Origin of the sequence: Variovorax sp. J2P1-31, assembly GCF_030317215.1 — a bacterium.
GTDB lineage: Bacteria > Pseudomonadota > Gammaproteobacteria > Burkholderiales > Burkholderiaceae_C > Variovorax.
Genome location: NZ_JASZYA010000001.1, coordinates 294,645 through 312,391, shown reverse-complemented (window position 1 = coordinate 312,391; position 17,747 = coordinate 294,645). Strand labels below are relative to the sequence as shown.

Below are 17,747 nucleotides of genomic sequence, written 5' to 3'. Positions count from 1 at the left end.
GAAAGAAAGAAAAAATCAGACGGGCCGCAGCGTACCGGGCACGACCTTCGCGTCCCAGTCGCGCATCAGCTGCTGCACTTCGGGGTCGCCGTGGATCGCCTCCTCCGCCGCGCGCTGGCGCGCATCGGCCGCCTGCTTGTTGCGGCGCGCCGGGCTGTCGCTCACGCCGCCGATCTCGATGGCGATTCTCACCCCATGGCCGAGCGCGGCAAGCGCAACCTGCAACTTCTCGCGGCTCGCGGGCTGATTGAGGGTCTCGCGCTCGACGCGCAGCAGCCACTGGTCGACGTCGCGCGCCACCAGCTGCGACTGCAGGGCCAGCTCGCGCGCCAGCGCGGTGATGGCCTCGGCGACCACCATCTGCGTCACCGTGGCGTGCCAGAAGTCGCCGTCCTCGCTGGGCGGGATGGGAGAGGAAACCACGCTGTCGGCACCGCGCGGCTGCTCACGCGCATCGGAGGCCGGCTGCACGCGCACCGGCATGGCGAGCACGCGCGCGGGCGGCTCTTCCATCGGGATGTCGTCGAAATAGGCCGGCGGCCCGTCGGCCGAGGGCGGCGATTCGCGCACCGGCAGGCGATGGCCCGGCGGCGTGGACGGCACCGGCCGGGCGGGCGCGGCCACGGCGGCGGCGGGCGGCGCCACAGGCGCCGGGGCGACCTGGGCTGCCGGCGCCGGCTCGGACATCTGACGCACGGCCAGCGGCCGGGCCGGGGCCGGCGGCGGGGCCGACACAGGAGCCGAAACGGGCGGCGGCAGGGCCGCCGACCCTTCATTCAGAGTTTTTTTTTCCGTGGAGGCCGAAGCCACAGTCGCCGATGCGTTCGCGGGCTTGAAGGCCAGCAGCCGCAACAGCACCATGGTCAGCGCCGCGTACTCGTCGGGCGCCAGGCCCAGTTCGGCGCGGCCATGCAGGCAGAGGCTGTAGAGCAGCTGGGTCTCGTCGGCCGGCATGGTGGCGGCCAGGCGCGCGGTCTCGGCGGCATCGGGATCGGTGTCGCCGGTGGCCGCCGCCGCGCGCGCGGGCACGGCCTGCAGCACCGCCATGCCCTGCAGCACGGTGGTCATCTCTTCCAGCGTGGAGGCGGCGGACAGGCCGTCGCGGCGCAGCACCTCGGAGGTTTCGACCACGGTCTTGCCGTCGCCCTGCGCCAGCGCATCGATGAGCCGGAACACATGGCCGCGGTCGACGCTGCCCAGCATCTGGCGCACGCTGGCTTCCTGCAGCTGGCCGTTGCCGAAGGCGATGGCCTGGTCGGTCAGCGACAGCGCATCGCGCATCGAGCCGCGCGCGGCGCGCGCCAGCAGGCGCAGCGCCTGCGGCTCGGCCTCGACCGACTCGGCCGCCAGCACCTGCGTGAGGTGGTCCAGCACGGTCTCGGGCGCCATGGGCCGCAGGTTGAACTGCAGGCAGCGCGACAGCACCGTGACCGGCACCTTCTGCGGATCGGTGGTGGCCAGCACGAACTTGAGGTATTCGGGCGGCTCTTCCAGCGTCTTGAGCATCGCGTTGAACGCGGTGTTGGTGAGCATGTGCACTTCGTCGATCATGAAGACCTTGAAGCGCCCCTGGACCGGCTTGTAGACCGCCTGTTCGAGCAGCGACTGCACCTCGTCGACGCCGCGGTTCGAGGCCGCGTCGAGTTCGGTGTAGTCGACGAAGCGGCCCGCATCGATGTCGCGGCAGGCCTGGCAGACGCCGCAGGGCGTGGCGGTGATGCCGCCCTGCCCGTCCGGGCCCTGGCAGTTGAGCGACTTGGCCAGCACGCGCGAGACGGTGGTCTTGCCCACGCCCCGCGTGCCGGTGAACAGGTAGGCGTGGTGCAGCCGCTGGGTGGTCAGCGCGTTCGACAGGGCCTGGACCACATGCTCCTGGCCGACCATTTCTTCGAAATTACGGGGCCGGTATTTGCGGGCGAGCACGAGATAGGACATTGCGGGCATTCTAAAAGGCGCGGCGCCCTCTTCCGGTCGAATGCCGCGCAACCGACCGATCCGGCCGAAGGACATCCCCTCGCAGGGACAAGGCGATGCGTCACGGGGCGCACACCCGGGTCCGGCTACAATGGGTGCTGACGGGCCTCCCCGCATGGTGAAGCGGCCAACCGGGTCAGATGGGGAACCAAGCAGCCCTAACTGCGTAGTCAGTGCCGGGGGTAAGGCTCGTCAACCTCATTTCAAGAGCCTCGGGTTGTCAACGACTCGAGCGTCACCCAGGGCCCCGCGCCCGTTCGCCACGGAACGCAGCACCGCCAAGGTTTCGCTGCAAGACCTGGAAAGCCCACACCTCCGACGCGTGTCGACCGAGCGCACAGCCGCGCCTTGATCGCGCTACCGCCCGTCGTTCACCGCCAGGACCGCGCCTCCGATCCATCCCCACATCCCTCATTCCAGCGCGGCCGTCAAGCCCCAAGTTGTTCTCTTCTTCTGTGGATAAAGCTGTGAGTTCTGCCGGGGCAAGAGGCGCCAAAGCGAGCATCCATCAGGCCTGCCGCCACATTGCCCAAAGAAAGGGCACCGACCGGATCAGGGGGCGCGAAGCGCAAAAATCGTCGGGTCCGGCCGCATCCGGTGCCCGGGTTGCGGGCGCCTCAGCTCGACAGTGACGCGCCGGCAGGCAGGCACGCACCCGCTTCGCGGGCCCGCAGCTTGGCTGCCAGCGTCTCCGCCAGCGCCAGCGTCTCATGCTCCATGGCGGCGATGCGGTAGGCGCCGAGCTGCCGCCCCTCGTAGCTCAGGACGGCCACGGAAAAATGATGGCTCAGGGCGGTGGCCGCGTCGTGCAGGCATTCGGCGATCGACCAGAGCCCCTCGCGCAGATGACGGTCGTCGGCCGAACCGATGCTGACGCCGTAATTGAAGTACCTGTCCCGGATCTTGCGAATGTCGACTTGCGGTTGCATGCTTTGGAAACTTTTGTGACCGGAGATTTTCAAGAGTCACCGTCCCAGTGCATGTAATCCGGAAGTATTCAAGTCTTGTAGGACGATTCCTTCATGCGTTGCAGAACGCCCCGGGCCGCGGTCGCGCCGCTGGCCATCGACGCCGTGAGCAGGTAGCCACCGGTCGGCGCCTCCCAGTCCAGCATCTCGCCCGCGCAGAACACGCCCGGCAGGGACGGCGCCATCAGCTGTTCGTCCAGCGCGTCGAAGCGCACGCCGCCCGCGCTGCTGATGGCCTCGGCCACGGGGCGGGCCGCCGCCAGCCGGATCGGCAATGCCTTGATCGAACGCGCTAGGGCCTCGCCGGCCTGCACGCCGTCGCGCCCCAACACCTCGTACAGCACGCCGGCCTTGACGCCGTCGAGACCCAGCCGGCTCTTGAGATGGCTGCTCAACGAACGCGAGCCGCGCGGATGCATCACGGCCGCGTGCACCTGCTCGGCGCTGCGGTCGGGCAGCAGGTCCAGCAGCAAGGTGGCGCTGCCGTGCGCCGCGATCTCGTCGCGCAGCAGGCCGGAGGCCGCGTAGACCAGGCTGCCCTCGACGCCGGTCGCGGTCGCCACGAACTCGCCCTTGCGCGCGAAATGTCGGCCCTGGCCGTCGGTGAACGCGATGGCCACCGACTTGAAGGGCTGGCCGGCGAAGCGCGTGCTGAAGTGCTCGCTCCAGCCCACGTCGAAGCCGCAGTTGGCCGGCTGCAATGCATCCACCGCCACGCCGTGTGCCTGCAGCCACGGCACCCAGGCGCCATCGGACCCCAGCCGGGGCCAGCTCGCGCCGCCCAGGGCCAGCACCACGGCGGACGCTTCGGCCTGCACCTCGCCCGCCGGTGTGGCGAAGCGCAGCACGGCCGGCGACAGGGCCGCCTCGGTGCCGCCGAGCCAGCGATGCCGCATATGGAACTGCACGCCCGCCGCGCGCAGCCGGTGCAGCCAGGCGCGCAGCAGCGGCGCGGCCTTCATGTCGGCGGGGAACACGCGGCCCGAGGTGCCGACGAAGGTCTCGATGCCCAGGCCCTGGGCCCAGGCGCGCAGGGCGTCGGGACCGAAGCCGCGCAGCAGCGGCTCGATCTGGGCACGGCGTTCGCCGAAGCGGGTCACGAAGGTCTCGAGGTCTTCGGAATGCGTGAGGTTCAGGCCGCCGCGACCCGCCAGCAGGAACTTGCGCCCTACCGAGGGCATGGCGTCATAGAGATGGACTTGCAGTCCGGCCGCGCTCAGGACTTCGGCGGCCATCAGGCCCGCGGGGCCGCCGCCGATCACGGCGACGGTGTTTTCAATGCTCATTCGGGGTTCCAAGTTCAGAGGAAAGAAGGGCTTTGGCTATCGAGCCCATAGCGGGTGCGCACACCACGCCGACACTTGGTTTCTGCCACAATGACCCGCACTTTAGCCGCACCGAAACCACTCGCGTCACAAGGAAAAATCATGGCAAGCGATCTCATCAAACACATCTCCGACTCTTCCTTCGAAGCCGACGTGCTCAAGTCCGGCAAGCCCGTGCTGGTGGACTACTGGGCCGAGTGGTGCGGCCCCTGCAAGATGATCGCGCCGATTCTCGACGAAGTCTCCAGCACCTACGAAGGCAAGCTGCAGATCGCCAAGATGAACGTCGACGAGAACCGCGACATCCCCGCCAAGTTCGGCATCCGCGGCATCCCCACGCTGATGCTGTTCAAGGACGGCCAGCTGGCCGCCACCAAGGTCGGCGCCATGAGCAAGGCCCAGCTGACCGCCTTCATCGATCAGCAGCTCGCCTGAGCCGCTTCGAATCGGCGGCCGTCGCGCAATGCGGCGGCCGTCTTGTTTTTCCTGTCATAATCTCCTGCAGATCACCGGCCCGCCCGGTTTGAGTTCCCCGGTTCGTGAGGCAGTTCTCGCCTCTCCTGAAACCTCCCCCCGTTTTCCGTTCGATACCGCCCCGCGAGGGGTCGCTCCATGCACTTAAACGAACTCAAGGCACTCCACGTGTCTGAAGTCCTCAAGCAGGCCGAAGCCCTTGAGATCGAAAACGTCGGCCGCATGCGCAAGCAGGAGCTGATGTTCGCGATCATCAAGAAGCGCGCGAAGGCCGGCGAACAGGTCTTCGCCGATGGCGTTCTCGAAATCCTGCCCGACGGCTTCGGTTTCCTGCGCAGCCCCGACACCAGCTTCACCGCCAGCACCGACGACATCTACATCTCGCCGAGCCAGGTCCGACGCTTCAACCTGCACACCGGCGACATGGTCGAAGGCGAAGTGCGCACGCCCAAGGACGGCGAGCGCTACTTCGCGCTGACCAAGCTGGACAAGGTCAACGACGGCCCGCCCGAGCAGAACAAGCACAAGGTGATGTTCGAGAACCTGACGCCGCTGTTCCCCAAGGAGCAGATGAAGCTCGAGCGCGACGGCATCAAGAGCGACGAGAACATCACCGGCCGCGTGATCGACATCATCGCCCCCATCGGCAAGGGCCAGCGCGCCCTGCTGGTGGCGCCGCCCAAGAGCGGCAAGACGGTGATGATGCAGCACATCGCGCATGCGATCAGCGCCAACTACCCCGACGTCCACATGATGGTGCTGCTCGTCGACGAGCGCCCTGAAGAAGTGACCGAAATGCAGCGCACCGTGAAGGGCGAGGTCATTGCCTCGACCTTCGACGAGCCTGCCGCGCGCCACGTGCACGTCGCCGAAATGGTGATCGAGCGCGCCAAGCGCCTGGTCGAACTCAAGAAGGACGTGGTGATCCTGCTGGACTCGATCACCCGCCTGGCCCGCGCCTACAACAACGTCGTGCCCTCCTCGGGCAAGGTGCTGACCGGCGGTGTCGACTCCAACGCGCTGCAGCGCCCCAAGCGCTTCCTCGGCGCCGCGCGCAACGTGGAAGAAGGCGGCTCGCTGACCATCATCGGCACCGCGCTGATCGACACCGGCAGCCGCATGGACGAAGTGATCTTCGAAGAGTTCAAGGGCACCGGCAACTCCGAAATCCACCTCGACCGCCGCCTGTACGAAAAGCGCGTGTTCCCGTCGATCCAGCTCAACCGCAGCGGCACCCGTCGCGAAGAGCTGCTGCTCGCACCCGAGATCCTGCAGAAGACCCGCATCCTGCGCCAGTTGATGTACAACATGGACGAGATCGAGTCGATGGAGCTGATGCTCAAGAACATGAAGGCGACGAAGACCAATGTCGAGTTCTTCGACATGATGCGCAGAGGCGGCTGATGAAGCCCACCCCCGAGCTGGCTCACTTCGTGTAGCCAGTTCCCCCTCAAGGGGGCAACACCAGCGGCCCGGCAAAGCCGGTTCCACGGTGTTCCACCAACGAAAGCCCGTCGCTTCGACGGGCTTTTTTCATGGCACGAGCGCGCGGCCTTCTCTCGCGCTGCGCGCGCCCAGGTCCAGCAGCGCCATCAGCGCCACAGCTTCCTCAGGCGGCACGGGGTTGGGGCCGTGGCCGAGGATCGCATCGCGCACCGCAGCGTAGTAGTCGACGTAGCTGCCGCGGTGGTTCGGCACGCTGCTGCCGCGCACCCAGTTCTCCACCGCCACCACCTTGAGATCGCCCGGCAGCGGGTCGACACCCCAGTCCTCACCGCCCGGCCGTGCGCCGGCGCGCAGCGCATCCTCCTGCGGATCGACGCCCTGCTTCACATAGCTGCCGCGCGTGCCGTGCACCAGATAGCGCGGCGCCGCATGGGCGGCCAGCGTCGTGGCATGCAGCACCACGCGCAGCGGGGCGTGCGCTCCGGTCTCGTAGCGCAGCACGGCGTGGAAATAGTCCTCGACCTGCGCGCCGTCGCGCAGCGCCGCGGTGTCGAGTTGCAGCGTGTCGGGCCGGCCGAACAGCTGCACCGCCTGGTCGAGCAGGTGCGCGCCCAGGTCGACCCACAGCCCCGCGCCCGGCACCGCCTGCTCGCGCCAGCGCTCGCGCACCTGCGGCCGGAAGCGGTCGAAGTGCGATTCGAGGTACACCGGCCGGCCCAGCTGGCCGCTCGCCAGCAGCGCGCGCAGCGTCAGGAAGTCGGCGTCGAAGCGTCGGTTCTGGTAGACCGAGAGCAGGCGCCCCTGCTGCGCGGCCAGCGCCGCCAGCTCGCGCGCCTGGTCCGCGTCGAGGGTGAAGGGCTTGTCGACCACCACATGCCGGCCGGCCTCGAGCGCCGCCTGGGCCAGCGGATGGTGCTGCGCGTTGGGCGCGGCGATCACCACCAGGTCGATGTCGGCGCGGGCCAGCAGCGCCGCGCTGTCGGGCTCGACCGCCACGCCGGGCCAGTCGGCGCGCACCTTGTCGGGCTGCGAGCTGGCCACGGCCGCCAGTTCGAGCCCGGGCACGGCCGACAGCACCGGCGCATGGAAGGTCTGGCCGGCAAAACCGTAGCCGATCAGGCCGACGCGCAAGGGAGAAGAAGACATGGCAGGGGTTCTGTAGCTCGGGGCGGGCCAGTATGCGATAATCACGGGCTTCGCGAAAAGTGCAGCCGGGCGCAGGGCCCGGAACCGACGCCCGCCGACCTTCTTTCATCCGGGGTGGCGACCCAGGCGGCTTGTGGCTCTCGCATCGACCCCAAAGGAAACACCATGGCAAAAGAAGGCATTCACCCGAACTACCGCGAAGTCCTGTTCCAGGACATGTCGAACGGCTTCAAGTTCGTGACCCGTTCGTGCGCGAACACCAAGGAAATGGGCAAGACCGACGACGGCCGCGAACTGCCCCTGTTCAAGCTCGACACCACCAGCGAATCGCACCCCTTCTACACCGGCACCCAGAAGTCGGTGGACAACATGGGCGGCCGCGTGGAGAAGTTCCGCAACCGTTTCGGCAAGACCACCGGCACCGCTTCCAAGTAAGCTCGCCGCATCCAGGTCGAGGGCAGCCCGGTTTACCGCGCTGCCCTTTTTCTTTACGACAACACCGCCACCGACGCTTCCGTTGAGCCAACCCACGCCCGCCATCGTCGCCCAGAGCGCCGTGCGCCGCCTGCCGCGCATGGCGCTGCTGCTGCTGTGCGCCGCCTACCTGCTGCCCGGCCTGATCGGCCGCGGCCCCTGGAAAAGCGCCGATGTGACGGCCTACGGCTACATGGCCGAGCTGGCGCGCAGCACCGAAGGCTGGATGCGCTGGCTCGACCCGCTGCTGCTGGGCCTTCGGCCCGAGACACCGGCGCTGATCCCCTACTGGCTCGGCGCGCTGGCGATCAAGATCGCCCCGGCCTGGATCCACCCCGACCTGGCGGTGCGCATCGTGTTCGCGGCGCTGCTGTGGTGCACCTTCTCGGCCACCTGGTACGCGGCCTACTACCTGGCGCGCACGCCGAACGCCCAGCCCGTGGCCTTCGCCTTCGGCGGCGAGGCCCATCCCACCGACTACGCGCGCGCCATCGCCGACGGCGCCCTGCTGGCGCTGATCGCCTGCCTGGGCCTGGCCCAGCTGGGCCATGAGACCACGCCCGCGCTGGCGCAACTGTTCTTCGTCGCGAACCTGTTCTACGGCGTGGCCGCCATGCCCTACCACCGGGCCGGCGCGACCGTCGCGCTGGGCATCGGCGCGCTCGGGCTGGCACTCAGCGGCGCGCCGACGGTCGGCCTGGCGCTGGGCGCCGGGGCCGTGGCGCTGGTCCTGATCGACCGGCGCCGCCAGGCCCGCGCCGAGGCCGACGATGCCCCCGCCTACGCCCCGACCGCCGCGCTCACGATCGCGGCGGTGGCGCTGCTCGCCGCCGGCCTGGTCGTCGCGCTGGGCCTGTGGCACTGGCAGATCGTGCTGCCGGGCCAGCATGCGGGCAAGACCCTGATCGCCGACCTGCGCAGCCAGGCCAAGCTGCTGCTGTGGTTCACCTGGCCGGCCTGGCCGCTGGCTCTCTGGACGCTCTGGCGCTGGCGCCGCCAGCTCACGGCACGCCATGTGGCACTGCCGCTGTGGTTCGCGCTGGTGCCGCTGGCCGCCACCTGGACCACCGATTTTTCCGAACGCTCGCTGCTGCTCGCCCTGCCCGCGCTGGCGACGCTGGCGGCCTTCGCGCTGCCCACCTTCCGCCGCAGCGCCGCGGCGCTGATCGACTGGTTCACGCTGCTCTTCTTCAGCGGCGTCGCCTTCATCATCTGGGCCTACTGGATCGCCATGCTGACCGGCACGCCGCCCAAGATGGCGGCCAGCGTCGCGCGGCAGATTCCCGGCTTCGTCCCGCAGTTTTCCTGGATCACGCTGCTGTTCGCGCTGGCCGCCACGGCCGCCTGGTGCTGGCTCGTGCGCTGGCGCACCGGGCGCCACCAGGCCGCGCTCTGGAAGACGCTCGTGCTGCCGGGCGGCGGCGCGGCGCTGTGCTGGCTGCTGGGCACCACGCTGTGGCTGCCGGCGCTCGACCATGCCTGGAGCTACGCGCCGCAGGTGCGCACGATCTCCGAGCGCGTCGGCTCGGCGACCTGCGTGGCCACGCTCTCGCTGAGCCGGCCCCACATCGCGGCCCTGCGCTACCACGGCCACTTCGAACTGCGGCCGCTGGACACCGCGGGCCACGGCACCGATGCCTGCCCCTGGCTGCTGGTGAGCCCCGATGCGGTCAGCCACGGCAACGCCATCGACTTCAAGCAGTGGCGCCTGGCCGGCACGGTGCGGCGCCCGACCAGCGCCAACGACGACATCCTGCTGTTCCAGCGCATCACGCCGTGACGAGCGAGCGGCAGCGCATTGCGCGGCTGGCCGGAACCGTGCTGGCGGGCCAGTTCGCGGCCATGGCCTTCGGCGTCACCGACACCATCGTGGCCGGCCGCTATGCGCAAGACGCGCTGGCCTCGCTCTCGGTCGGCGCCGCCATCTACGCCAGCGTGTTCGTGTCCCTGATGGGCGTGCTGCAGGCGCTGCTGCCGGTGTGGGCCGAACTGCACGGCGCGCGGCGCTCGGCCGACGTCGGCCGTTCCGTGCGGCAGTCGCTCTACCTCTGCGCCATCGCCATGGTGCTGGGCATGGCCGTGCTGCTGATGCCCGGCGCGCTGCTGCGCTGGACCGAGGTGCCCGACGCCATGCGCAGCGCCGTCGAGGCCTATCTGGCGGTGCTGGCTTTCGCGTTGCCGCCGGCGCTGCTGTTCCGGCTCTTCGGCACGCTGAACCAGGGCCTGGGCAAACCGAAGCTGGTCACCTGGGTGCAGCTCGGCTCGCTGCTGTTCAAGGTGCCGCTGTCGATCTGGTTCACCTTCGGCGGCGCGGGCCTGCCGGCGATGGGCCTGGTGGGCTGCGCCTGGGCGACGCTGGTCGTGACCTGGGCCGAGGTGGTGCTGGCCGTCTGGCTGTTGCGCACCCAGCCCTTCTACCGCAGCTACGGGCTCTGGGCGCGCATGGAGAAGCCCGACTGGGCCCAACTGCGGCGCTTCGCGCAACTGGGCGTTCCGGGCGGCCTGTCGGTGCTGGTCGAGGTCACCTCCTTCACGCTGATGGCGCTGTTCATCGCGCGGCTGGGCACGGCCGCGTCGGCCGCGCACCAGATCGCATCGAACCTCACGGCCGCCGCCTACATGGTGCCGCTGTCGCTCGGCATCGCGACCAGCGCGCGCGTGAGCTACTGGCTGGGCGCGGGCGATGCGACGCTGGCGCGGCGCGCCTGTGTCCGGGGCTTCGAGCTGATGCTGCTGTGCGCCCTGGTCGTCGCCACGCTGATGGCGACACTGCGCTGGCAACTGGCCGGCATCTATTCCGACGACACCGCGGTGATCGCGGTGGCCGCCGGCCTGCTGCTCGCCACCGCCGTCTACCACCTGGCCGATGCGGTGCAGACGCTGTGCGTGTTCGTGCTGCGCTGCTACCGCGTGACGGTCATGCCGCTGCTGCTCTACTGCGCGCTGCTGTGGGTGGTGGGGCTGGGCGGCAGCTACCTGCTGGCCTATCGCGGACTCGGGCCCTGGGAGGCCATGCAGTCACCGCTGGCCTTCTGGCTGATGAGCGCAGCGGCGCTGGCACTGACCGCGCTGCTCTTCGTGGCGCTGCTCTGGCACACCCTCAGGCGGACACGGCAGGCACACCCGCCGATGGACGCGCCGGCCGCAAGCGCGTGACCGGGAACAGGATCGCGAAACGCGAGCCCTTCCCCACGGTGCTCTCGATGCGGAGCTCGGCACCGTGGCGCTGCGCGATGTGCTTGACGATCGCCAACCCCAGGCCGGTGCCGCCGGTCTCGCGCGAACGGCTGCGGTCGACCCGGTAGAAGCGCTCGGTCAGCCGCGGCAGGTGTTCCTTGGCGATGCCCGGCCCGCTGTCGCGCACCGCGTACTCGGCCCGGCCGTCGGGCAGCAGGCGCCAGCTCACCGCGACCTCGCCGCCACCCGGCGTGTAGCGCACCGCATTGCTCAGCAGGTTCGACATCGCGCTCTGCAGTTCGGTCGGCACGCCCGCGATCTCCAGGTCGCCCTCGACCGTGAACGACAGCCGATGCCCGGCCTGCGGCGCGAGCCGGCTCGACAGGCCGCGGCCCTCGTCCTCGCATTGCGCCATCAGCGCGCGCACGCGTGTCCACTGCATCAGCGTGGGCGCGGCGCTGCCCTCCAGGCGCGACAGCGTGAGCAGGTCGTTGACCAGCGTTTCCATGCGGTGCGACTGCTGCGCCATCAGCGCGAGATAGCGGGCGCGCTCCTCGGCATCGAGCGGCAGGTTCTGCAGCGTCTCGACGAAACCGGCCAGCACGGTCAGCGGCGTGCGGATCTCGTGCGAGACGTTGGCCACGAAATCGCGCCGCATCGCCTCGGCCTGCTCGAGCGCGGTGATGTCGCGCGTCAGCAGCATGCGGCGGTTGCCGGCGTAGGGATGCACCTGCACCGACAGGCGCAGCGCATGGCCGCTCTGGCCGCGCGCATGGGTGGCGTCGATCACCACGTCGCGGCTGTAGTTCCAGGAGGCCAGGTAGGCGACGAAGCCCGGGTCGCGCACCAGGTTCGCCAGGTGCTGCAGCACGTCGCGCTCGGCGTCGATGCCGAACTGCGCGGCGGCCGTCTGGTTGCACCATTCGATGCGGCCCTGCTCGTCGAGCAGCACCACGCCGTTGGGCGAGGCCTGGATCGCGGCCAGGAATTCCTGCAGCCGGTCTTCCGCCTGACGGGTCTGCTGCTCGCGCTCGCGCAGCAGCTTGCGGATGCGCTCGGCGAGTTCGCCCCAGACGCCGGCACCGCGCGCCGGCAGCCCGGCACCGCCCTGGCGCAGCACGCCCAGCAGGCGGCCGGCACGCCAGGCGTCGAGCGCCAGCCACAGCACGGCGCCGATCCAGGCGCCCCAGCCGACGAAATGCCAGCCGAAAAACCATTGGGCGAGCCCCGCCACGACGGCGGAGGCCATCAGGAAGGTGGCAATGCGAAAAGGCATGGCGCGCGATTATCCGCCGCGGCCGCGAAGCGAAAGACGCCTCACACCGTGGCTTGGGCGGTCAGTCGGTAGCCGGCACCGCGCACGGTCTCGACCATCGGCGCGGCGGCGCCCAGCGATTCGCGCAGGCGCTTGACGTGCACGTCGACCGTGCGCTCCTCGATGTAGACGTGGTCGCCCCACACCTTGTCGAGCAGCTGCGCGCGGCTGTGCACGCGCTCGGCGTGCTGCATCAGGTAGCCCAGCAGCTTGAACTCGGTCGGGCCGACCTTCAGCGGCGCGCCCTGCCAGGTCACGCGGTGGGTGGCGGTGTCGAGCGCCAGTTCGCCGATCTCGACGCGTTCCGCCACGGCTTCGGGCGCGCGTCGGCGCAGCACGGCGCGGATGCGCGCCAGCATCTCCTGCGTGGAGAAGGGCTTGGTGATGTAGTCGTCGGCACCGGCATCGAGCCCGGCCACCTTGTCGGGCTCGTCGCCACGCGCCGTGAGCATCAGGATCGGGATCGCCTTGGTGCGCGGGTCCTTGCGCCATTGGCGCGCGAGCTGCAGGCCGCTCTGGCCCGGCAGCATCCAGTCGAGCAGGATCAGGTCGGGCAGGAAGGCGTCGATTTCGCGCTGGGCCGACACGCCGTCTTCCGACCAGATCGGCTCGAAGCCGTTGTGGCGCAGGTTGACGGCGATCAGTTCGGCGATCGACGACTCGTCTTCGACGATCAGGACGCGGGGTTTCTTCATGGATATCGATTGTCAGGTGTGCGCCAGGTCTTTTCCAGGGACATCGTGGATCCGGCTCCGCCGGTCCACGGATGTCGCCCCCGGCCGGGGGTTGGCGAAGCGACACGTAGTGCGCGCAGCCTGGGGGCGAGCGTCATTGCAGTGCGGCTTCGATGTCGTTCATCGAGGTGTGCCGGACGTCGGCACCCTTGACGATGTAGATGATGAACTCGGCGATGTTCTTGGCATGGTCGCCGATGCGCTCGATGGCCTTGGCCAGGAACAGCAGGTCCAGGCTGGCCGAGATCGTGCGCGGGTCTTCCATCATGTAGGTGACCAGCTTGCGCACGAAGCCGTCGAATTCCTTGTCGATCAGGTCGTCGTCCTTGAGGATCGACAGCGCCGCGGCGGTGTCGAGCCGGGCGAACGCGTCCAGCGCCTTGCGCAGCAGGCCCGAGGCCATGTCGGCGGCGATGCGCAGGTCGGTCGAGGGCAGCGCGCGCGCCGATCCGCTTTCGATGATCGACTTGACCATGCGCGCGATCTTGTTGGCCTCGTCGCCCACGCGCTCGAGGTTGGCGGTGGTCTTGGAGATGGCGATCAACAGGCGCAGGTCGCGCGCGGTCGGCTGGCGGCGGGCGATGATCGACGACAGCTCGCGGTCGATCTCGATCTCCATCGCGTTGACGCGGTGCTCGGTCTCCATCACGCGGTCGGCCGCTTCGGGGTCGAACTGCGCCAGCGCATAGACCGCCTGGTGGATCTGCGACTCGACCATGCCGCCGAGCTCCATCACGCGCGACGAGACGCCGTTGAGTTCGCTGTCGAACTGGCTGGAAAGGTGTTTCTCGGTCATCGCTTTCTCCTTAGCCGAAACGGCCGGTGATGTAGTCTTCCGTCTCTTTGCGCTGCGGCTTGAAGAACATCTGTTCCGTCGCGCCGAACTCGATCAGGTCGCCCAGGTACATGTAGGCGGTGTAATCGCTGCAGCGGGCGGCCTGCTGCATGTTGTGGGTCACGATCACCACGGTGTACTCGCTCTTCAGCTCGGCGATCAGTTCCTCGATCTTGGCGGTCGAGATCGGGTCGAGGGCCGAGCACGGCTCGTCGAGCAGCAGCACTTCCGGCTTGATGGCGATGCCGCGCGCGATGCACAGCCGCTGCTGCTGGCCGCCCGAGAGGCCCGAGCCGCTCTGCTGCAGCTTGTCGCGCACTTCGGTCCAGAGCGCGGCCTTCTTCAGCGCCCATTCGACGCGGTCGTCCATGTCGCTGGCGCTCAGGTTCTCGAACAGCTTCACGCCGAAGGCGATGTTGTCATAGATCGACATCGGGAACGGCGTCGGCTTCTGGAAGACCATGCCGACCTTGGCACGGATCAGCGCCACGTCCTGCTTGGAGGTCAACAGGTTCTCGCCGTCGAGCGCGATGGTGCCTTCGGCGCGTTGCTCGGGGTACAGCTCGAACATGCGGTTGAAGGTGCGCAGCAGCGTCGACTTGCCGCAGCCCGAGGGGCCGATGAAGGCCGTGACCTTGTTCTCGGGGATCTCGAGGTTGATGCCCTTGAGGGCGTGGAACTTGCCGTAGTAGAAGTTCAGGTCCTTGACCGAGATCTTGGAGCGCACGGGTTGCGAAAGAGTGGCGGACATAGGGGCTTTCAGAGCTTGTTGCGCGTCAGCACGCGCGCCAGGATGTTGAGGGCGAGCACGGCGACGGTGATCAGGAACACGCCGGCCCAGGCCAGCTGCTGCCAGTTCTCGTAGGGGCTCATCGCGAACTTGAAGATCGTCACCGGCAGGCTGGCCATCGGCTGGGTCACGTCCGAGGTCCAGAACTGGTTGTTGAGTGCGGTGAAGAGCAGCGGTGCCGTCTCGCCGGCGATGCGCGCCACGGCCAGCAGCACGCCGGTGACCACGCCCGAACGCGCCGCGCGCAGCGTGATGCTCAGGATCACCTTCCACTTCGGAGTGCCCAGCGCATAGGCCGCCTCGCGCAGGCCCGGCGGCACCAGCTGCAGCATGTTCTCGGTGGTGCGGATCACGACCGGGATCACGATCAGCGCCAGCGCCAGGCCGCCGGCCAGGCCGGAGAAGCTCTTGAAGTAGGCGACGACCACCGCGTAGACGAACAGGCCGATCACGATCGACGGCGCCGACAGCAGGATGTCGTTGACGAAGCGCGTCACGTTCGACAGCCAGCCCTTGGGGTTGTACTCGGCCAGGTAGATGCCGGCCATGATGCCGATCGGCGTGCCGACGAAGGTGGCCATGGCCACCATCACGACCGAGCCGAAGATCGCATTGGCGATGCCGCCGGCCTCGTTGGGCGGCGGCGTCATTTCGGTGAAGGTGGCGATCGCCAGGCCGCCGATGCCCTGGCGCAGCGTCTCCCAGAGGATCCAGACCAGCCAGAACACGCCGAAGGCCATGGCGGCCAGCGACAGCGTGAGCGCGATCTGGTTGACCCGCTTGCGGCCGGCGAACTTCGCGGCGCGGGTCTCGTCGAGTGCCTTGATGCTCAACAGGCGTTCTGCGGTGGTCATGACTTGGTTCCTTCGCTCTTCTTCATGCGTTGCAGCAGCAGCTTCGACAGTGCGAGTACGACGAAGGTGATGAAGAACAGCACGAGGCCGAGGTACATCAGCGCGGCCTGGTGCAGGCCCGCGCCGGCTTCGGCGAACTCGTTGGCCAGCGCCGAGGTGATGCTGTTGGCGGCCTCGAAGACCGACAGCGACTTGAGCTGGTTGGCGTTGCCGATCACGAAGGTGACCGCCATCGTCTCGCCCAGCGCCCGGCCCAGGCCGAGCATGATGCCGCCGACGACGCCGGCCTTGGTGTACGGCAACACCACCTTGGAGACGACCTCCCAGGTGGTGGAGCCCAGGCCGTAGGCCGATTCCTTGAGCAGCGGCGGCGTGACTTCGAACACGTCGCGCATCACGGCGGCGATGAACGGGATGATCATGATGGCCAGGATGATCCCGGCCGACAGGATGCCGATGCCCACCGGGGGGCCCGACACCAGCGCGCCCAGGTAGGGCACGCCGTCAAAAAGCTTCTGCAGCGGTTGCTGCACGTAGGTCGACAGGATCGGGCCGAAGACCAGCAGGCCCCACATGCCGTAGACGATCGAGGGCACGGCGGCCAGCAGCTCGATCGCGGTGCCGAGCGGGCGCTTGAGCCACGACGGCGACATCTCGGTCAGGAACAGGGCGATGCCGAAGCTCACCGGCACCGCGATCACCAGGGCGATGACCGAGGTGGCCAGCGTGCCGTAGATCATCACCAGGCCGCCGTACTCGTCCTGCACCGGATCCCAGGTGGAACTGGTCAGGAAGCCCAGGCCGTACTTGGTGATCGCGGGCCAGGCGCCGACGATCAGCGACAACAGGATGCCGATCAGCATGACCAGCGTCAGCAGGGCTGCGCCCTTGGCCAGCATGCCGAACAGACGGTCGGTCGCGGCGCCGGTGCGCGGGCGCTTGGCCGGCGGCGGGGTGGCGGAAGCGCGGGCACGCTCGGCCGCGAGGTCGAGCGTCTGGGCGTTGGCGGGGAAGGTGGATGACAAGGGTCGCTCCGGCAATGGGGAAGGCGGCGCGTCGTCGAGCGGATGGTGGCTCATGCGACGCGCCGGTGGACCTTACTTGGCTGCGACGGGCTTGCCCGACGCGTCCTTGATGCTGTCGTTCCAGGCCTTGGCGATCGAGGTCTTCACGACGTCGGGCATCGGCACGTAGTCCAGGTCTTCGGCCGTTTTGTCGCCGCTCTTGTAGGCCCAGTCGAAGAACTTCAGCACGCTGGCTGCGTTGGCGGGCTTGTCCTGCACCTTCTGCATCAGGATGAAGGTCGCGCCGGTGATGGGCCATGCGCCCTTGTCGGCCTGGTTGGTCAGCACCTGGTAGAAGGTCTTGCTCCAGTCGGCGCCGGCGGCGGCGGCCTTGAAGGCGCTGTCGTCGGGCGACACGATGGTGCCGGCGGCGTTCTGCATCTGGGCGTACGTCATCTTGTTCTGCTTGACGTAGGCGTATTCGACGTAGCCGATCGAGTTCGGCAGTTGCTTCACGAAAGCGGCGACGCCTTCGTTGCCCTTGCCGCCCGTGCCCAGGGGCCAGTTGACGGCCGTGCCTTCACCGACCTTGCTCTTCCACTCGGCGTTGACCTTGCTCAGGTAGTTGGTGAACAGGAAGCTGGTGCCCGAACCGTCGGCGCGGCGAACCGGGGCGATGGTGGCGTCCGGCAGGGCCAGCGAGCCGTTCAGGGCCTTGATGGCGGGGTCGTTCCACTTGGTGATCTTGCCCAGGTAGATGTCGCCCAGGACCTGACCGTTGAGCTTGAGTTCGCCGGGCTTGATGCCGGTGATGTTCACGACCGGGATCACGCCGCCGATGACGGTGGGGAACTGCATCAGGCCCTTGGCCTGCAGTTCTTCGTCCTTCAGGGGTGCGTCGGAAGCGCCGAAGTCGACGGTCTTGGCTTCGATCTGCTTCAGGCCCGCGCCCGAACCGACCGACTGGTAGTTCACCTTGACGCCGGTGGCCTTGTTGAAGTCGGATGCCCACTTGGAATACAGGGGTGCGGGGAAGCTGGCGCCGGCACCGGTCACGTCTTGCGCAAAGGCGGGAGCGTGGGCGAAAGCGGCAGCCACGAGGCTGGCTGCTGCGAATTTGATCGTCGTTTTCATGAGGCTTCCTTTGTGAAGTTCAGCAATCCCGGGTTGGGGGTTGCCGCGAACTTTAGAAAGCTTGTGTGACATCGATGTGACACCCCTTTTCCCAATG

16 protein-coding genes and 1 other RNA gene are annotated in these 17,747 nt (G+C 68.4%); 6 read left to right on the top strand and 11 right to left on the bottom strand.

Features of this window, described 5'->3' with window-relative positions; translation table 11 throughout:
• Positions 1–15: 15 nt before the first annotated feature.
• Positions 16–1,935 (bottom strand): DNA polymerase III subunit gamma/tau, encoded by a 1,920-nt coding sequence (gene dnaX, locus QTI20_RS01450; RefSeq protein ID WP_286550667.1) that lies wholly within the window; start codon positions 1,933–1,935, stop codon positions 16–18.
• A 139-nt stretch (positions 1,936–2,074) separates the two neighbouring features.
• Between dnaX and ffs the strand changes: the two genes are divergently transcribed.
• Positions 2,075–2,171: signal recognition particle sRNA small type (gene ffs / locus QTI20_RS01445), an RNA gene on the top strand.
• 420 nt (positions 2,172–2,591) lie between these two features.
• Here the strand turns inward: ffs and QTI20_RS01440 are convergent.
• Together QTI20_RS01440 and QTI20_RS01435 are read right to left on the bottom strand one after the other, a co-directional pair.
• Complete coding sequence (locus QTI20_RS01440) at positions 2,592–2,903, bottom strand: hypothetical protein (RefSeq protein WP_286550668.1); 312 nt, start codon at positions 2,901–2,903, stop codon at positions 2,592–2,594.
• A gap of 68 nt (positions 2,904–2,971) precedes the next feature.
• The gene (locus QTI20_RS01435; RefSeq protein WP_286550669.1) at positions 2,972–4,228 is read right to left on the bottom strand and encodes a TIGR03862 family flavoprotein; all 1,257 of its coding nucleotides are present in this window, start codon (positions 4,226–4,228) and stop codon (positions 2,972–2,974) included.
• Positions 4,229–4,369: 141 nt separating this feature from the next.
• On the opposite strand from QTI20_RS01435, the gene trxA reads away from it, so the two are divergent.
• Positions 4,370–4,702, top strand: a complete 333-nt coding sequence (trxA, locus tag QTI20_RS01430; RefSeq protein ID WP_183023723.1) for a thioredoxin TrxA — start codon at positions 4,370–4,372, stop codon at positions 4,700–4,702.
• A 177-nt stretch (positions 4,703–4,879) separates the two neighbouring features.
• Positions 4,880–6,145, top strand: coding sequence for a transcription termination factor Rho (gene rho, locus QTI20_RS01425; RefSeq protein ID WP_219219852.1), 1,266 nt, complete (start codon positions 4,880–4,882; stop codon positions 6,143–6,145).
• 129 nt (positions 6,146–6,274) lie between these two features.
• Here the strand turns inward: rho and QTI20_RS01420 are convergent, their stop codons facing one another.
• Positions 6,275–7,333, bottom strand: coding sequence for an oxidoreductase (locus QTI20_RS01420; RefSeq protein ID WP_286550670.1), 1,059 nt, complete (start codon positions 7,331–7,333; stop codon positions 6,275–6,277).
• A 165-nt stretch (positions 7,334–7,498) separates the two neighbouring features.
• Between QTI20_RS01420 and QTI20_RS01415 the strand changes: the two genes are divergently transcribed.
• From QTI20_RS01415 to QTI20_RS01405, 3 genes are all read left to right on the top strand, one after another.
• On the top strand, positions 7,499–7,768 hold the full coding sequence (locus QTI20_RS01415; protein ID WP_183023726.1) for a type B 50S ribosomal protein L31: 270 nt from the start codon (positions 7,499–7,501) through the stop codon (positions 7,766–7,768).
• Between the two features lie 82 nt (positions 7,769–7,850).
• On the top strand, positions 7,851–9,587 hold the full coding sequence (locus tag QTI20_RS01410) for a hypothetical protein (protein WP_286550671.1): 1,737 nt from the start codon (positions 7,851–7,853) through the stop codon (positions 9,585–9,587).
• Positions 9,584–10,963 (top strand): MATE family efflux transporter, encoded by a 1,380-nt coding sequence (locus QTI20_RS01405; RefSeq protein WP_286550672.1) that lies wholly within the window; start codon positions 9,584–9,586, stop codon positions 10,961–10,963. Before QTI20_RS01410 ends, QTI20_RS01405 begins: the two co-directional genes overlap by 4 nt.
• Here the strand turns inward: QTI20_RS01405 and phoR are convergent.
• The 7 genes from phoR to pstS all read right to left on the bottom strand — a co-directional run bounded on the left by phoR (position 10,908) and on the right by pstS (position 17,650).
• A complete protein-coding gene (gene phoR, locus QTI20_RS01400) occupies positions 10,908–12,260 on the bottom strand; it encodes a phosphate regulon sensor histidine kinase PhoR (RefSeq protein ID WP_286550673.1) in 1,353 nt (450 codons plus the stop codon). The genes QTI20_RS01405 and phoR overlap by 56 nt on opposite strands.
• 41 nt (positions 12,261–12,301) lie before the next feature.
• Positions 12,302–12,994 carry a phosphate regulon transcriptional regulator PhoB gene (gene phoB / locus QTI20_RS01395; protein ID WP_183023730.1) on the bottom strand — a complete coding sequence of 231 codons (693 nt, stop codon included), beginning with the start codon at positions 12,992–12,994 and terminating at the stop codon, positions 12,302–12,304.
• Positions 12,995–13,127: 133 nt separating this feature from the next.
• Positions 13,128–13,829 (bottom strand): phosphate signaling complex protein PhoU, encoded by a 702-nt coding sequence (gene phoU / locus QTI20_RS01390; RefSeq protein WP_183023731.1) that lies wholly within the window; start codon positions 13,827–13,829, stop codon positions 13,128–13,130.
• A 10-nt stretch (positions 13,830–13,839) separates the two neighbouring features.
• Positions 13,840–14,619 (bottom strand): phosphate ABC transporter ATP-binding protein PstB, encoded by a 780-nt coding sequence (pstB, locus tag QTI20_RS01385; RefSeq protein WP_286550674.1) that lies wholly within the window; start codon positions 14,617–14,619, stop codon positions 13,840–13,842.
• An 8-nt stretch (positions 14,620–14,627) separates the two neighbouring features.
• Positions 14,628–15,512 carry a phosphate ABC transporter permease PstA gene (gene pstA / locus QTI20_RS01380; RefSeq protein WP_286550675.1) on the bottom strand — a complete coding sequence of 295 codons (885 nt, stop codon included), beginning with the start codon at positions 15,510–15,512 and terminating at the stop codon, positions 14,628–14,630.
• Entirely contained in the window at positions 15,509–16,591 is a 1,083-nt protein-coding gene (pstC, locus tag QTI20_RS01375; RefSeq protein ID WP_286550676.1) for a phosphate ABC transporter permease PstC, read from the bottom strand. The genes pstA and pstC overlap by 4 nt, the downstream gene beginning before the upstream one ends.
• A gap of 18 nt (positions 16,592–16,609) precedes the next feature.
• Entirely contained in the window at positions 16,610–17,650 is a 1,041-nt protein-coding gene (gene pstS, locus QTI20_RS01370) for a phosphate ABC transporter substrate-binding protein PstS (protein WP_286550677.1), read from the bottom strand.
• Between the last annotated feature and the right edge of the window lie 97 nt (positions 17,651–17,747).